The 14,784-nt window shown below is 66.4% G+C and carries 14 protein-coding genes; 4 read left to right on the top strand and 10 right to left on the bottom strand.

The features are described 5' to 3' along the window. Positions 1 to 171: 171 nt before the first annotated feature. Positions 172 to 1,200, bottom strand: a complete 1,029-nt coding sequence (locus IF690_RS16690) for a LacI family DNA-binding transcriptional regulator (RefSeq protein WP_286673823.1) — start codon at positions 1,198 to 1,200, stop codon at positions 172 to 174. On the opposite strand from IF690_RS16690, the gene IF690_RS16685 reads away from it, so the two are divergent. Further along, positions 1,172 to 1,486, top strand: a complete 315-nt coding sequence (locus IF690_RS16685; protein ID WP_202696547.1) for a hypothetical protein — start codon at positions 1,172 to 1,174, stop codon at positions 1,484 to 1,486. The two genes, IF690_RS16690 and IF690_RS16685, sit on opposite strands and share 29 nt — an antisense overlap. Positions 1,487 to 1,548: 62 nt before the next feature. Here the strand turns inward: IF690_RS16685 and IF690_RS16680 are convergent, their stop codons facing one another. The 7 genes from IF690_RS16680 to IF690_RS16650 form a co-directional block, all read right to left on the bottom strand. Then, positions 1,549 to 2,475, bottom strand: a complete 927-nt coding sequence (locus IF690_RS16680) for an alpha/beta hydrolase (protein ID WP_202696546.1) — start codon at positions 2,473 to 2,475, stop codon at positions 1,549 to 1,551. 124 nt (positions 2,476 to 2,599) lie between these two features. Further along, complete coding sequence (locus tag IF690_RS16675) at positions 2,600 to 3,547, bottom strand: choline ABC transporter substrate-binding protein (RefSeq protein ID WP_202696545.1); 948 nt, start codon at positions 3,545 to 3,547, stop codon at positions 2,600 to 2,602. Between the two features lie 132 nt (positions 3,548 to 3,679). After that, positions 3,680 to 4,294, bottom strand: coding sequence for a LysE family translocator (locus tag IF690_RS16670; protein WP_202696544.1), 615 nt, complete (start codon positions 4,292 to 4,294; stop codon positions 3,680 to 3,682). Between the two features lie 53 nt (positions 4,295 to 4,347). Continuing rightward, positions 4,348 to 5,187: an AraC family transcriptional regulator gene (locus tag IF690_RS16665; RefSeq protein WP_202696543.1), complete on the bottom strand. Its 840-nt coding sequence runs from the start codon at positions 5,185 to 5,187 to the stop codon at positions 4,348 to 4,350. A gap of 75 nt (positions 5,188 to 5,262) precedes the next feature. Next, positions 5,263 to 5,904, bottom strand: a complete 642-nt coding sequence (locus IF690_RS16660; protein ID WP_202696542.1) for a DUF1345 domain-containing protein — start codon at positions 5,902 to 5,904, stop codon at positions 5,263 to 5,265. Between the two features lie 159 nt (positions 5,905 to 6,063). Next, a complete protein-coding gene (locus tag IF690_RS16655) occupies positions 6,064 to 9,192 on the bottom strand; it encodes an efflux RND transporter permease subunit (RefSeq protein ID WP_202696541.1) in 3,129 nt (1,042 codons plus the stop codon). Positions 9,193 to 9,204: 12 nt separating this feature from the next. Further along, positions 9,205 to 10,362 (bottom strand): efflux RND transporter periplasmic adaptor subunit, encoded by a 1,158-nt coding sequence (locus IF690_RS16650; protein ID WP_202696540.1) that lies wholly within the window; start codon positions 10,360 to 10,362, stop codon positions 9,205 to 9,207. Positions 10,363 to 10,577: 215 nt separating this feature from the next. Between IF690_RS16650 and IF690_RS16645 the strand changes: the two genes are divergently transcribed. Both IF690_RS16645 and IF690_RS16640 read left to right on the top strand, forming a co-directional pair. Continuing rightward, positions 10,578 to 11,279 carry a response regulator gene (locus IF690_RS16645; RefSeq protein ID WP_023965678.1) on the top strand — a complete coding sequence of 234 codons (702 nt, stop codon included), beginning with the start codon at positions 10,578 to 10,580 and terminating at the stop codon, positions 11,277 to 11,279. Between the two features lie 4 nt (positions 11,280 to 11,283). Further along, complete coding sequence (locus IF690_RS16640) at positions 11,284 to 12,585, top strand: ATP-binding protein (RefSeq protein WP_202696539.1); 1,302 nt, start codon at positions 11,284 to 11,286, stop codon at positions 12,583 to 12,585. A gap of 25 nt (positions 12,586 to 12,610) precedes the next feature. Here the strand turns inward: IF690_RS16640 and pncA are convergent, their stop codons facing one another. Then, complete coding sequence (pncA, locus tag IF690_RS16635) at positions 12,611 to 13,273, bottom strand: bifunctional nicotinamidase/pyrazinamidase (protein WP_202696538.1); 663 nt, start codon at positions 13,271 to 13,273, stop codon at positions 12,611 to 12,613. Between the two features lie 103 nt (positions 13,274 to 13,376). Continuing rightward, positions 13,377 to 13,613, bottom strand: a complete 237-nt coding sequence (locus IF690_RS16630) for a hypothetical protein (RefSeq protein WP_202696537.1) — start codon at positions 13,611 to 13,613, stop codon at positions 13,377 to 13,379. A gap of 160 nt (positions 13,614 to 13,773) precedes the next feature. On the opposite strand from IF690_RS16630, the gene IF690_RS16625 reads away from it, so the two are divergent. Beyond that, complete coding sequence (locus IF690_RS16625) at positions 13,774 to 14,556, top strand: class I SAM-dependent methyltransferase (RefSeq protein ID WP_202696536.1); 783 nt, start codon at positions 13,774 to 13,776, stop codon at positions 14,554 to 14,556. Positions 14,557 to 14,784 lie beyond the last annotated feature (228 nt).

Genomic DNA, 14,784 nt, shown 5'->3' with positions numbered 1-14,784 from the left:
ATCCCTTGTAGCCGCTGCCGAGTGCAGCGAGGCTGCGATCGAGGCCGAAGGCCTCGCCAGGCAGGCACCGTGTTTCCCCCGTTCCTGCGAGGTGTCAGGTTTTGCGGCAACTGCGTTGCCGATCGCAGCCTCGCAGGCTCGGCAGCGGCTACACCGACACCGCGATAGTGGTTACAGGGACCCTCGTTGTCGGGTGGAGCCACGGACGATCAGCTCGGCCGGGAAGTCCAGCACCCGCAGCGGCTCGACATCGCCGCGCAAGCGTTTGAGCAGGCACTCGAAGGCGCTGGCGCCGATGCGCTCGGTGGGTTGGGCGAGGGCGGTGATGCCGCTGCCCACCAGCGGATACCAGTCGAGGTCGTCGAGGGCGATCAGGCCGATCTCGTCGAACAGCGCGCAGCCCAGCTCGCGCAAGGCCCGGGTCGCGGCCAGGGCGGCGACGCCGTTGGCGCAGAACAGGGCTTTCGGCCCGGGGCCGGGAGCGGCGAGGAACGCTTGCAACTGCTGGTTCAGCGTGGCGCCGGTTTCCACCACCGCGCCCTGCAAGGCCGGGCGTTGCTCGATCTGCGCCTTGAAACTGTTGCTGCGTTCGAGCCGCGAGCTGGTGCCGTCATAGGGTTCGCTGACCAGCAGCAGGTCGCGATAGCCGCGCTCTTGCAGGTGTTCGATGGCACTGCGCACGGCTTGCGGGTTGTCCAGGCCGACCAGGTCGCTGTGCAGCTGTTCGACCTTGCGGTCCACCAGGACCATGGGCATTTCCCGATGCAGTTCGCGCAGTTCGTCCAGGTGATGGCCCAGGGTGTTCACGATCAGGCCTTCGATGTTGTACGAGCGCAGGTTGGCCAGGTGCTGGCGCTCCTGCTCGTCGTCGCGGTCGGTGTTGCACACCACCAGGCTGTAGCCGTGCTGGCGGCAGGCGGTTTCCACGCCATGCATCACGGCAATCGAATAGGGGTTGCGGATATCGGCCACCAGCATGCCGATCAGGCGCGTGCGCCCGCGTTTCAGCCCGCGGGCCATCTGGTTCGGGCGGTAGCCCAGTTCGGCTATCGCCTGTTCGATGCGCAGGGCAATGGCATCGGAGAGCAGGGCGCGGTCTTCGCCGATAAAGCGCGACACGCTGGCCTTGGAGACCCCGGCGCGTTCGGCGACATCGAGCATGGTGACGCGGTTGCGCTGGGCGGCGGAAAAACTGTTCACGGGCGGCGACCTGTCTTTGGCGTTCTTGTTATGGGTGTATCCGTTCCAGGTGCGACGTTCTGCCGCATCGCTGAAACCGGTTTCAGGAAACAGCAAAGCGCTTTCGCCGTCAAGCGCGATCAGCGCCAGCGGGATGAAAAAAATGTCACGCGGCCGAGCGCCGGTGGTCTTCTTTGGCAGAGGAAAGCGTCTGGCACCTGCGTTGCAGGTGATCGCGGGCAAGCCTCGCTCCTACAGACGCCAGCAAAGTGAATTCATTCCGAGAAAGTGCCTGCACAACCCTTAGACGCGAGCGGGCGGCGATCCGACTTGCTCGCGATAAGGGCCATGCGGTTTCGCTGAGGAACGCTATTCGAGGCAGGCCCGCAGAGCGTCGAGCAAGGCGCCATACAGCGCATCCACCTCCGGCGCCATGCCCCGGGCCCGCAGGCAGCCATGCACCAGGCCGAGGCCCGGGTACAGCTGGCTGTGGCCGCCGGCGGCCAACAACCGTTGGTGGTACAGCGCGCCGTCGTCGCGCAGCGGGTCGAACTGCGCCAGGGCGATAAAGGCAGCGGGCAGGCCACTGAAATCCGTAGCCAGCAAGGGCCGGGCATAGGGCGAACGCTGGCTCGGTCCGGGCAAATACAGGGCCTGGTAGGCGTCCAGGTCGTTGCTGCCGAGCAGGGGCGCGTCGGCGCACTGGCTGCGCGAGGGCAGGTCGGCGGCGCCACCGAGGCCGGGGTACAGCAGCACCTGGGCGGCGGGCAAGGGTTCGCCGGCATCGCGCAGGGCCAGGCACAAGGCCGCGGCGAGGTTGCCGCCGGCGCTGTCGCCGATCACCAGTTGCCGCCGGGCGTCCAGGGCAAAGGGGCTGGCGCCGGCCTGCAAGGCGCGCCAGGCCGCCAGGCAATCGTCGAAGGCGGCGGGAAACGGATGCTCGGGCGCCAGGCGGTAATCCACGGCAATCACCAGCACCTGCAACTGCGCCGCCAGGTAGGCGGTGATGAAGTCGTGGGAATCCAGGTCGCCCACCACCCAGCCGCCACCGTGCAGGTACAGCAGGCAGGGCCAACCGTTTGCGGGCATCGGGCTGGCGGGGCAATAGGCGCGCACCGGCACCCCGGCCAGCAGCAGGTCGCTGACCTGCAGGCCATCGGGACGGGGCGGGGTGAATGCGCGACACATACGGCTGTAGCTGTCGCGCCAGCCCTTGAAGCTGTTGTCGGGGCTGGTGAAGCCCAAGGTTTGGGCAACGAAGGCGGCGAGTTCGGGGGAGAGTGGGTAGTGACGCATAGCCAGGGGATATCCATTGTCTGGAAGAGGGGCATCGCGAGCAATCGAGCATCGACCGGCTGCTACAGGGAATGGCGCAAATATCTGTAGGAGCGAGCTTGCTCGCGATGAGACCGGCGGGGCGTCACTGTTTCAGGCTGGCCTGCACGGCCGCCACGCCATCCTTGCCCTCGAAGCTGCTGACCCCGGCCAGCCAGCGTTGCAGGTCCTCGGGGTGCTCGCGCAGCCATTGCCGCGCCACGTCCTGGGGCGTCTTGCGTTCCATGATCGGCACCATCAGTTGGCTTTCCTGGGCCGCGGTGAAGGTCAGGTTTTCCAGCAGGCGCTGGACGTTGGGGCAACGCTCGGCGTAGTCCGGCGCGGTGACGGTAGACACGCTGGCCGCGCCTTCGTTGGGGCCGTAGACGTCTTCGCTGCCAGTCAGGTATTCGATCCGCATGTTGATGTTCATCGGGTGCGGGGTCCAGCCGACGAAGACCACGAACTCCTTGCGGTTGATCGCCCGTTGTACCGCCGCGAGCATGCCGGCCTCGCCGGACTCCACCAGCTTGAAGCCCTTGAGGCCGAAGCGGTCGCTGTCGATCATCGTCTTGATGGTGGTATTGGCGCCGCTGCCGGGCTCGATGCCATAGATCTTGCCGCCCAGTTGCTCCTTGAAGCGGGCGATGTCGGCAAAGGTCTTCAGGCCCGCGGCGGCGACATAGTCCGGCACGGCGAGGGTGGCCTGGGCGTCGGCCAGGCTCGGTTTATCCAGGACCTTGACCTGCCCGGCCTCGAGGAACGGCGCGATGTTCTTGTCCATCGCCGGTTTCCAGTAGCCGAGGAAGATGTCCAGGCGCTTGTCGCGGATGCCGGCGAAGATGATCTGCTGCACGGCGCTGGTCTGTTTGCTGTCGTAGCCCAGGCCGGTCAGCAGCACGTCGGCCATGCCGCTGGTGGCGATGACGTCGGTCCAGTTGACCACGCCCATGCGCACGGTCTTGCAGGAAGCGGGCTCGCTGGCCCAGGTATTGGCGCTGAGGAGCAGGGCGCCGCAGAGAAGCGGGAGACAAGGCTTGAACAGGGTTTTCATCACAGGGTCTCGTCCGGCAGGTTGTTATTGTCAGAGGCGGCGTCTTGTTGCGCCGTGCCCACCACTGTAGGTAACCCTGACCGCTATGAAAGCGCCCTGAGGCGACCGGCTCTTGCACTGGGGCGACTCAGTTCAGGCCCATAGGCTTGCCCAGGCCGAGGCCAGCAGCAACAGTGCCATGCCCCGGTTGAAACGCTGCATGGCCCGCGGCGAACGCAGCAGCCGGGCGGAGCCGGCGCCGAGCAGCGCCCAGCTGCCGAGGCAAGGCAGGGACACCAGGAAAAACACCAGCGACAGGTACAGCACCTGGCCTTGGCGTTCGCTGCCATTGCCGGCGAACACACTGACCACGGCCAGGGCCATCATCCAGGTTTTCGGGTTGACCAGTTGCAGGCTGGCGGCGCCGAGCAGGCCCAGGCGTCGGTGCGGGGTATCGGCCTGCGGATCGAGGGATGGGGCCGGGGCACGGAAGATCTGCCAGGCCAGGTAGCTGAGCCAGATCACCCCGGCCCAGCGCATGGCGCTCGGCAGGCCGGGTACTTCCATCAGCGTGCGGCCGAGGCCACTGCCCACCAGCATGACGATGCCGGCGGCGGCCATGCAGGCGCCGAGAACGATCGGCAGCGCGGCCTTGAAACCGTAGCGGGCGCTGTTGCTCAGCACCAGGATATTGGTCGGCCCCGGGGTGATGGAGGCAACGAAGGCAAACAGCAGGAAGGGCAGCAGGCCAGGCAGGGAAGGCAACATCGTCGGCAAAACTCCAGTGAAGATCGATGAAGGCGATCTTCGCCGGCGCGGGTTCAGGCGTCTGGAAGGTTTGAGCAGCGCTTGCGATAGGCCGCCGGGGTCAGGCCGTAGGCGCGGACGAACCAGCGGCCCATATGGCTCTGGTCGGCGAACCCCAGGGCCATGGCCACCTCGGCCGGTTGTGCGCCGCGAGCCAGCAGGCGCCGGGCCTTGGCCAGGCGCAATTGCACCAGGTAGGCGTGGGGCGGCAGGCCATAGGCGGCCTTGAAGGCGCGGGTCAGGCGGAAGCGGTCGACGCCACAGACCGCGCCCAGTTCGTCCAGGCTGATGTCCTGCTGGGCGTAGGCATGCAGATAGTCGCGGGCCTTGTGCGCCACCAGCGGCAGGCGCGGGTCCTGGTGGTAGCGCTTGCGCCAGTGCAGGTGGCCGGTGAGCGGGTCGAGCAACTGGTCCATGGCGCTCTGGCGGACAATGCGCAGCTCGCCGTGGTGCAGGCTGTGGAAGGCATAGCTGGTGGCCTGGGCCAGGCGCTGGTCGCTGGCCAGGGTGGTGGCGAAGCTCAGCTGGCTGTCGGCCGGCGCCTCTTCGAACAACGCGCTCAGTTCACGCTCCAGCCACTGCGGGTCGAGGTACAGCATGCGGTAGGTGAAGCCGCCTTCGGTGGGGGCATCGCCGTCGTGGATTTCCCCGGGTTCGAGCAGGAACACCTTGCCCGGGGTGCTGTGAAAACGCTCGCGCCGGCAGTGGAATTGCTGCACGCCTTCTTCGGTCACGCCCACCAGGTAGCTGTCATGCCAGTGGGGGTCGTAGGCATGGCCGGTGAAATGGGCGCGCAGGGTTTCGATGCCGGTGTCGGCGTCCTGGGCCAGATCGATCCAGTTGTGCGCGTTCATGGCGTGTCCGTGACAAGGGCGGGAACGCCAGTTAGCGCCCGCCGGCCGGGTCGGGTCTAGAACATTTGTGCGGCATCAACCGAACAGCCCGGCGGCGATATTGATGGAAAACCCGAGGATCGCGGTGTTGAACACAAAGCCGATCAGCGACTGGGCCAGGACGATCTTGCGCAGCTCGCGGGTGGCGACACCGACGTCGGAGGTCTGCACCGCCACGCCGATGGTGAAGGAGAAATACAGGAAGTCCCAGTAGTTGGGGGTGGTCAGGCCTTCGGCGAAACGCAGGGCCGGCGCCTTGCCGCCCCAGGTGTAGTAGAGGCGGGCGTAGTGCACGCTGAAGATCACCCCGATCAGCAGCCAGGAGCCCAGCACTGTCAGGCCGGTGAAGGCGTAATGCAGCAGGCGCCGGCCGGTTTCCAGATCCTTGCTGCCGGCCAGCGAGAGGGTGATGGCGGCGAGGCTGGCGATGGCCGCGATGCAGACCATGAACAACACCAGCCCGGCGTTCTCGTCCTCGACCTCGGCGATACGTTTCACATCGTCGGCCCTGGACCGCGCGGTGAGCCAGAACATCAGCGCCAGGTAACTCCAGACCCCGGCGTTCCAGCCGATGAGAATCTTGCTGATCAAGGCGTCGGCCGGCACCAGGATGCCTGCGGCCAGGCCGATCAAGGCGCCGATGGTCAGGCGAGGGTGGGTACGTACAAGAAGGGACATGGCGGCTCGCAGTGGCGGGTTTGCCGCAAACCTTAGCATGCCGGCCCTGTGGCCGCAGGGGGCATCCCCCTGCGGCTACACCGGTTTTTCTGGAGCGAAGCTTGCTCGCGATGAGTCCTCAACAATAACGCGGTGCGCTGAAGACCCGTCGCTGCATGACTATTCGGCGGCTCCTGGCGCCGTGACGCTCACTGGTTTTTCACTGCGGCGCCTGACCAGCCTCATCACCACCACGAAAAACACCGGCACGAACACCACCGCCAGGGTCGCGGTGATCATGCCGCCGATCACCCCGGTACCGATGGCCTGCTGGCTGGCCGAGCTGGCGCCGCTGGCGATGGCCAGGGGCACCACGCCGAGGATGAACGCCAGCGAGGTCATGACGATGGGGCGCAGGCGCAGGCGCGCGGCCTGCACCGTGGCGTCCACCAGGTCGTGGCCTTCGTCGTACAGGCTCTTGGCGAACTCGATGATCAGGATCGCGTTTTTCGCCGACAGGCCGATGATGGTGATCAGCCCGACCTTGAAGAACACGTCGTTGGGCATGCCGCGCAGGGTTACCGCCAGCACCGCGCCGAGCACGCCCAGGGGCACCACCAGCAGCACCGAGGTGGGGATCGACCAGCTTTCGTACAGCGCCGCCAGGCACAGGAACACGATCAGCAGCGACAGCCCCAGGAGCAGCGGCGCCTGGCTGCCGGACAGGCGTTCCTGCAGCGACAGGCCGGTCCATTCCTGGCCCAGGCCGGCCGGCAGCTGGCTGACCAGGCGCTCGATTTCCGCCATGGCCTCGCCGGTGCTGTGGCCCGCGGCCGGCTCGCCGGAAATGCTGATGGCCGGGTAGCCGTTGTAGCGGGTCAGTTGGGTCGGGCCCTGGGTCCAGCGCGCCTGGGCAAAGGCCGACAGCGGCACCATCTTGCCGAGGTTGTTGCGCACATGGATCTTCAGCAGGTCTTCCACCTGGCTGCGTCGATCGCCCTCGGCCTGGACCACCACCCGCTGCATCCGCCCCTGGTTGGGAAAGTCGTTGATGTAGCTGGAACCGACCGCGGTGGACAGTACGTTGCCGATGTCGGCAAAGGACACGCCCAGGGCATTGGCCTGCTTGCGGTCGACTTCCAGGTGCACCTGCGGCGCCTCGGCCAGGGCGCTTTCGCGCACGTTGGTGAGGATCGGGCTCTTTTCCGCGGCGGCCAGCAATTCGGTGCGGGCCTGCATCAACGCGGCATGGCCGAGGCCGCCGCGGTCCTGCAGGCGGAACTCGAAGCCACTGGAGGTACCCAGGCCGTCCACCGGCGGTGGCAGCACGGCGTAGGAAACCGCATCCTTGATTTCACTGAAGGCGGCGTTGGCCCGGTCGGCGATGGATTGAGCCGAATCGTCGCTGCCGCGCTGCGCCCAGTCCTTGAGGGTGGTAAAGGTCAGTGCGGCGTTCTGCCCGCTGCCGGAGAAGCTGAAGCCGAGAATCACCGTACTGTCGCCGACCCCCGGCTCGCTGGCGTTATGTGCCTCGATCTGCTCCACCACCTGGACCGTGCGGTTCTTGCTCGCGCCCGGTGGCAGCTGGATGTCGGTAATGGTGTAGCCCTGGTCTTCCACCGGCAGGAACGAAGAGGGCAGGCGGCTGAACAGCAGCCCCAGGCCCACCAGCAGCACCCCATACACCAGCAGGTAGCGGCCGCAGCGTTTCAGTGCATAGGCGACCCAGCGCTGGTAGCCGTCGCTGAGGTTTTCGAAGCGTCGGTTGAACCAGCCGAAGAAGCCGCCTTTTTCATGGTGCTCGCCCTTGGCGATCGGCTTGAGCAGGGTGGCGCACAGGGCCGGGGTCAGGGTCAGGGCAAGGAAGGCCGAGAACAGGATCGAGGTGGCCATCGACAGCGAGAACTGCTGGTAGATGACGCCCACCGAGCCGGGCATGAAGGCCATCGGCAGGAACACCGCCACCAGCACCAGGGTGATGCCGACGATGGCGCCGGTGATCTGCTGCATTGCCTTGCGCGTCGCCTCCCTGGGCGACAGGCCCTCGCTGGCCATGATCCGCTCGACGTTCTCCACCACTACAATGGCGTCGTCCACCAGGATGCCGATGGCCAGGACCATGCCGAACATGGTCAGCACGTTGATCGAGAAACCCAGCGCCAGCATGGTGGCGAAGGTACCCATCAGCGCCACCGGCACCACCAGGGTCGGGATCAGGGTGTAGCGGATGTTCTGCAGGAACAGGAACATCACCGCGAACACCAGCAGCATGGCTTCGCCCAGGGTGTAGACCACCTTGGTGATCGAGACCTTGACGAAGGGCGAGGTGTCGTAGGGGATCTTGTATTCCACGCCGGCCGGGAAGTAGCGCGACAGCTCGTCCATCTTCGCCCGGATCAGGGTCGCGGTGTTCAGGGCGTTGGCCCCCGGCGACAGTTGCACGCTGACCGCGGTGGAAGGCTTGCCGTTGAGGCGGGTGGAGAACTGGTATTCCTGGCTGCCGACTTCCACGCGGGCGACGTCGCCGACGCGCACGGTGGAGCCGTCCGGATTGGCCCGCAGGACGATGTCGGCGAACTCTTGCGGGGTCGACAGCTGGCCCTTGACCAGCACCGTGGCGGTGATTTCCTGGGTTGAGTTGCCCGGCAGGTCGCCGATGCTGCCGGCCGAGACCTGGGCGTTCTGCGCGACGATCGCCGCGTTGACGTCGGCCGGGGTCAGGTTGAAGCCGATCAGCTTCTGCGGGTCGATCCACACCCGCATGGCCCGTTCGGCGCCGTACAGCTGGGCCTTGCCGACCCCGTCCAGGCGGCGGATCTCGTTCATCACGTTACGCGCCAGGTAGTCGCTGAGCGCTGTGTCGTCGAGCTTGCCGTCGCTGGAGGTGAGGGTGATCAGCAGCAGGAAGCCGGCCGAGACCTTTTCCACTTGCAGGCCCTGCTGGGTCACGGCTTGCGGCAGGCGCGGCTCCACCACCTTGAGGCGGTTCTGCACGTCGACCTGGGCCATCTCCGGGTTGGTGCCCGGCTGGAAGGTGGCGGTGATGGTGGCGCTGCCCAGGCTGCTCTGGGACGAGAAGTACAGCAGGTGGTCGGCGCCGTTGAGCTCCTCCTCGATCAGGCTGACCACGCTTTCGTCCACGGTCTGCGCCGAGGCGCCCGGGTACACGGCGTAGATCTCGATGCTCGGCGGGGCGACGTTGGGGTACTGCGCCACCGGCAACTGCGGGATCGAGAGGGCGCCGGCCAGCAGGATAAACAGGGCGACCACCCAGGCGAACACCGGACGGTCGATAAAGAATTGCGGCATGAGGGTTCCTACCTACTGTCCAGTGGTCTGGGCAAGGGGAAGAGGGCTGTCGTCGATCTGCACCTTTTCGCCCGGACGGGCGTGCTGCAGGCCCTCGACGACGATACGGTCGCCGGCCTTGAGGCCTTCGCTGACGATCCAGCGGTCCTTTTGCGCGGCGCCCAGTTGCACCGGACGCTGCACCACCCGCTGCTCGGCATCCACCAGCAGCACCTGGGCGATGCCGGCGCTGTCGCGCTGGATGGCCCGCTGCGGCACGCTGATGCCCTGGCGGTTCACCGCCTGCTCCAGGCGTACGCGAATGAAGCTGCCAGGCAGCAGGTCGAGGTCCGGGTTGGGGAACTCGCTGCGCAGGATGATCTGGCCGGTGCTCGGGTCGACGCTGATGTCGGCGAACAGCAGCTTGCCCGGCAGCGGGTAGAGGCTGCCGTCGTCCTGGATCAGCGTGGCCTTGGCCTGGTCCTGGCCGACCTGTTGCAGTTGGCCGGCGCGGAAGGCCCGGCGCAGGTCGTTGAGCTCGCGGGTGGACTGGGTGAGGTCGGCGTGGATCGGGTCCAGTTGCTGGATCAGCGCCAGCGGCGTGGTTTCGTTCTGGCCCACCAGCGCGCCTTCGGTGACCAGCGCGCGGCCGACGCGCCCGGAAATCGGCGCGGTGACGGTGGCGTAGCCCAGGTTCAGCCGGGCGCGCTGCACGGCGGCCTGGTTGGCGGCCACCTCGGCGGCGGTCTGGCGCGCGTTGGCCCGGGCGTTGTCGTATTCCTGGGCGCTGATGGCCTTGTCGGCGATCAACTGGGCGTAGCGCTGCTCCTGCAGCCGCGCCTGGAAGGCATTGGCCTCGGCCTTGCGCAGGCTGGCCAGGGCGCTGTCGAGGTCGGCCTTGAACGGCGCCGGGTCGATGCGAAACAGCACGTCGCCCTGCTTGACGTCGGTGCCTTCGCGGAAGGTGCGTTGCAGCACCACGCCGGCCACCCGCGCACGGACCTCGGCGATGCGCGGCGCGGCAATGCGCCCGCTCAGTTCACTGCTGATCGACAGCGGGCGAGTCTCGACGGTTTCGATCCGGACCTTGGCCAGCGGCGCCTGTTTCTCGGCGGTGGAGGCCTTGTCACAAGCGCTCAGCGCGGCTGCCAGCAACAACAGGCAAAACGGCGCAAACAGGTTTTTCGACATGCTGATACCCCAATGATGACTGCGGCATGCTAAGGGCATGCCGCAAGAACCGCTGTGAAGCTGTGTAGGTGCTGTGTGAAAAAGTGTGAAGCTAATGCTCGGGTGCGCGCGAGGTTGTATATCCTTTGTACCTCGCTGATCGGGCGACGGCTTCCCAGGGCCATTCTAAGGAACGTTGTCGCTGTGTTTTTCTTCACTCAAAGACGTTCATTCCCATGCCCAACATTCTTCTGGTCGAAGACGACCCCGCGCTCTCTGAACTGATCGCCAGTTACCTGGAGCGTAACGGCTATCAGGTCAATGTCATCAGCCGCGGCGACCAGGTGCGTGAACGGGCGCGGGTCAATCCGCCGGACCTGGTGATTCTCGACCTGATGCTGCCCGGCCTGGACGGCCTGCAGGTCTGCCGCCTGCTGCGGGCCGACTCGGCGTCGCTGCCAATCCTGATGCTGACCGCCCGTGATGATAGCCATGATCAGGTGCTGGGTCTGGAAATGGGTGCCGACGATTATGTGACAAAGCCTTGCGAGCCGCGCGTACTGCTGGCGCGGGTGCGTACCCTGTTGCGCCGCAGCAGCCTCGGCGAGCCGCAGACCGCCAGCGACCGGATCCTCATGGGCAACCTGTGCATCGACCTGTCGGAGCGCACCGTGAGCTGGCGCGAGCAACTGGTGGAGCTGTCCAGCGGCGAATATAACCTGCTGGTGGTGCTGGCCCGGCATGCCGGCGAGGTGCTGAGCCGCGACCAGATCCTGCAACGCCTGCGGGGCATCGAGTTCAACGGCACCGACCGCTCGGTGGACGTGGCGATTTCCAAGCTGCGGCGCAAGTTCGACGACCACGCCGGCGAGGCGCGCAAGATCAAGACCGTGTGGGGCAAGGGCTACCTGTTCAGCCGTTCCGAATGGGAATGCTGAGTCGATGCTGAGAATCCTGATTCGCCTGTACCTGGTGACCATCGTCTCGTTCAGCGCGGCGATCTACCTGGTACCGGAGCTGGTGGTGAAGGTCTTCCACGAACGTTTCGTCACCTACAACCTGGATTACTCCCGGGGCTTGCAGACCCTGATCGTTAAACAGTTTCGCGGCGTGCCGGCGCAGCAGTGGCCGGCCCTGGCCGCGAAGATGGACCAGGAATTCCAGCCGCTGCACATCGTCCTGACCCGTAACGACGATGCCGATTTCACCCTGTACGAGCGCGAACGCCTGCAACGCGGCGAGAACGTGGTGCGGGTCGGCGACTGGGGCTGGCGCACCCTCGCGGTGTCGCCGCTGGACGAGCAGATGGTGGTGCAGATGGTGGTCCCGCCGGACCCGATCGACGTCAGCCTGCTGTACTGGAGCATCAACGTGCTGATCGGCGCGACCATGCTCGCCTGCCTGTTGCTCTGGCTGCGGCCGCACTGGCGCGACCTGGAGCGCCTGAAACACGCGGCCGAGCGCTTCGGCAAGGGCCATCTGAGCGAGCGCACGCAGATCCCCGCAAGCTCCAATATCGGCAGCCTGGCCAATGTCTTCGACACCATGGCCGGCGACATCGAAAACCTGCTGAACCAGCAACGCGACCTGCTCAACGCGGTGTCCCACGAGCTGCGCACGCCCTTGACCCGACTCGACTTCGGCCTGGCCCTGGCGCTTTCCGACGACCTGCCGGCGACCAGCCGCGAACGCCTGCAAGGGTTGGTGGCACATATTCGCGAACTGGACGAGCTGGTGCTCGAGCTGCTGTCCTACAGCCGTTTGCAGATCCCGGCGCAGTTGCCGGAGCAGGTCGAGGTGTCGCTGGACGAGTTCATCGACAGCATCCTTGGCAGCGTCGACGACGAGCTGGAATCCCCGGACATCGTCATCGATGTATTGCTGCTCGGCAGCCTGGAGCGTTTCACCCTCGATCCGCGGCTGACCGCCCGGGCGATCCAGAACCTGCTGCGCAACGCCACGCGTTATTGCGAAAAGCGCATCAAGGTCGGGGTGCGGGTCAGCGACAGCGGCTGTGAAGTCTGGGTCGACGACGATGGCATCGGCATTCCCGACGACGAGCGCGAGCGGGTGTTCGAGCCTTTCTACCGCCTGGACCGCAGCCGCGATCGTGCCACCGGCGGCTTCGGCCTCGGCCTGGCGATCAGCCGCCGGGCCCTGGAGGCCCAGGGCGGGACCCTGACCGTCGAGGCCTCGCCGCTGGGCGGTGCGCGTTTTCGCCTGTGGCTGCCGACGCCGGCCTGAGCCATGCCGGGTAGCAGAGGCTGCGTCAGCACAGCGCGGTCGGCTGCAGCTCGCCGGCCTTGATCAGGTTCACGCCCGCCGCGCGCATCTGCCGGGTGGCCTTGTCCAGCGAGCCGTCCAGGTCGATGGCCCGGCAGGCGTCGACGATCACGAAGGTATTGAAGCCCGCCGCCCGTGCATCCAGCGCCGACCAGGCCACGCAATAGTCCAGGGCCAGCCCCACCAGGTACACCGTGTCGATGCCGCGCTGGCTCAGGTAGCCGGCCAGGCCGGTCGTGGTGCTGCGGTCCGCCTCGACGAAGGCCGAGTAACTGTCGATATCCGGATTGCAGCCCTTGCGCAGGATCAGCTGGGCGTGGGGCAGGTTGAGTTTCGGGTGCAGTTCGGCGCCACGGCTGGCCTGCACGCAATGGTCCGGCCAGAGCACTTGCGGGCCATAGGGCAATTGGATGATGTCGTTCGGCGCGTGGCCGTCGTGGCTGGAGGCGAACGAGATATGCCCGGCCGGGTGCCAGTCCTGGGCGATCACCACCTGCTTGAAGTGGCCGCCCAGGCGATTGATCAAGGGCACGATCTGGTCGCCCTCCGGCACGGCCAGCGCGCCGCCGGGAATGAAGTCGTTCTGTACGTCGATGACCAGCAGGGCCTTGCGTGAGCGACGGCTGCTGGTGGTTTTGGTAGTAGGCATGTGCAAGCTCCCTGAGGTTGAGCGATCAGTCCATTCTCCGAGAGCATAGCGCGCCCGGTCCATGGTACCGCTCCGCCGGTCAGGGCGTGGGCGCTGCCTGACGTCAGGCCTGGTTGCCAGTAACAATGGCCGCTTCGTCGCGGCCCTGCTGGGCCAGGCCATTGGCGTAGTCGCTGCGGCCGGCGTCCGGCAGTCGGGTGGTGCGCTGGTTGACGCAGCGCTGGTTCTTGCTGTCCCAGCCCTGGCCGTCCGGGCAGTTGGGGGCGGCCGCCAGCAAGGTCGTCAGCAGGCTGCCAGCGAGCAGCAGCGGGGCGCCGAAGACGAGGGGAGGGATGTTCATCGCGCAGTCTCCATTCGGATAGCGGTTCCCCCATTAAAGGTCCATCGCCCTGGCCATGCCGCCCAAACCGAACGATTTTTCATGCCGTCAGTCTCCTCGACGGAGCTATGCTGGGCAGCACTGGGCTGGGCAGTACTGGCCAACGACCTGGAGTCGACCGATGAAAGACCCGCAACCTTCGATCCATCACGCTGCCGCCGACGGCTACAAGGGCGCGGCCGATACCTACGTGCGTGGCCGCCCGGATTACCCGCCGGCGCTGGACCAGTGGCTGCGCACCCGCCTGGGCCTGCGGGCCGGCCAGGTGGTGGTCGATCTCGGCGCCGGCACCGGCAAGTTCACCGGGCGTCTATTAGCCACCGGGGCGCGGGTAATTGCCGTGGAGCCGGTACCGCAGATGCTCGCCAGGCTCGCCGCCAGCCATCCCCGGGCCGAAACCCTGAGCGGCACCGCCACCGCTATTCCGCTGGCCGACGAGTCGGTGGACGCCGTGGTCTGCGCCCAGGCCTTCCACTGGTTCGCCAGCCATGAGGCGTTGAGCGAAATCGCCCGGGTGCTCAAGCCGGGCGGCAGGCTGGGCCTGGTGTGGAACCTGCGCGATGCGCGGGTGCCGTGGGTGCAGCGCCTGGACCGGATCGTCAACGCCCTGCAAGGCGACACGCCGCGCTATTACACCGGGGCCTGGCGACGGGCCTTTCCCCACCCGCGGTTCACACCCTTGCAGGAACAGCATTTCAGCAACAGCCACAGCGGCGCGCCGGAGAACGTGATTTTCGACCGGGTGCGCTCCACCAGCTTTATCGCCGCCTTGCCGGATGCAGAGCGGACGCAGGTCGATCGGCAGATCGCCGCCTTGATCGCCGCGGAGCCGGAGTTGCGGGACAAATGCGTGGTCAGCGTGCCTTACGAAACGGCAGCGTTCTGTGCCGAAAAAATCCCGTGATCCCCCTGTAGGAGCGAGCTTGCTCGCGATGAGCGCAAAGCGCTCAAATCCCAACCCACGCGTACTCATGGATAGAACCGGTGATTTTCAAGGCGAGCGCTACGCGCTATCGCGAGCAAGCTCGCTCCAAGGAAGGGGCTGTCGGGTGGCCAGTCCCGGTTTTGGCCGATGCGCTGCCTTACTGAGTGGCACAGGCCCTTGCTATAGTTCGGGCCTCATTTTTCTGCC

The sequence above is a fragment of the Pseudomonas sp. SK3(2021) genome, assembly GCF_016772375.1.
In the GTDB taxonomy this organism is placed as follows: Bacteria; Pseudomonadota; Gammaproteobacteria; order Pseudomonadales; family Pseudomonadaceae; genus Aquipseudomonas; species Aquipseudomonas chlororaphis_I.
This window is presented reverse-complemented; position numbering and strand designations above follow the sequence as displayed.

Bases quoted from the DNA above. Each gene is read 5' to 3' on its own strand.
- IF690_RS16665 (WP_202696543.1), bottom strand. From the start codon at position 5,187: ATGAACGCGCACAACTGGATCGATCTGGCCCAGGACGCCGACACCGGC.
- IF690_RS16670 (WP_202696544.1), bottom strand. From the start codon at position 4,294: ATGTTGCCTTCCCTGCCTGGCCTGCTGCCCTTCCTGCTGTTTGCCTTC.
- IF690_RS16650 (WP_202696540.1), bottom strand. From the start codon at position 10,362: ATGTCGAAAAACCTGTTTGCGCCGTTTTGCCTGTTGTTGCTGGCAGCC.
- IF690_RS16655 (WP_202696541.1), bottom strand. From the start codon at position 9,192: ATGCCGCAATTCTTTATCGACCGTCCGGTGTTCGCCTGGGTGGTCGCC.
- IF690_RS16660 (WP_202696542.1), bottom strand. From the start codon at position 5,904: ATGTCCCTTCTTGTACGTACCCACCCTCGCCTGACCATCGGCGCCTTG.
- pncA (WP_202696538.1), bottom strand. From the start codon at position 13,273: ATGCCTACTACCAAAACCACCAGCAGCCGTCGCTCACGCAAGGCCCTG.
- IF690_RS16675 (WP_202696545.1), bottom strand. From the start codon at position 3,547: ATGAAAACCCTGTTCAAGCCTTGTCTCCCGCTTCTCTGCGGCGCCCTG.
- IF690_RS16645 (WP_023965678.1), top strand. From the start codon at position 10,578: ATGCCCAACATTCTTCTGGTCGAAGACGACCCCGCGCTCTCTGAACTG.
- IF690_RS16680 (WP_202696546.1), bottom strand. From the start codon at position 2,475: ATGCGTCACTACCCACTCTCCCCCGAACTCGCCGCCTTCGTTGCCCAA.
- IF690_RS16640 (WP_202696539.1), top strand. From the start codon at position 11,284: ATGCTGAGAATCCTGATTCGCCTGTACCTGGTGACCATCGTCTCGTTC.
- IF690_RS16625 (WP_202696536.1), top strand. From the start codon at position 13,774: ATGAAAGACCCGCAACCTTCGATCCATCACGCTGCCGCCGACGGCTAC.
- IF690_RS16630 (WP_202696537.1), bottom strand. From the start codon at position 13,613: ATGAACATCCCTCCCCTCGTCTTCGGCGCCCCGCTGCTGCTCGCTGGC.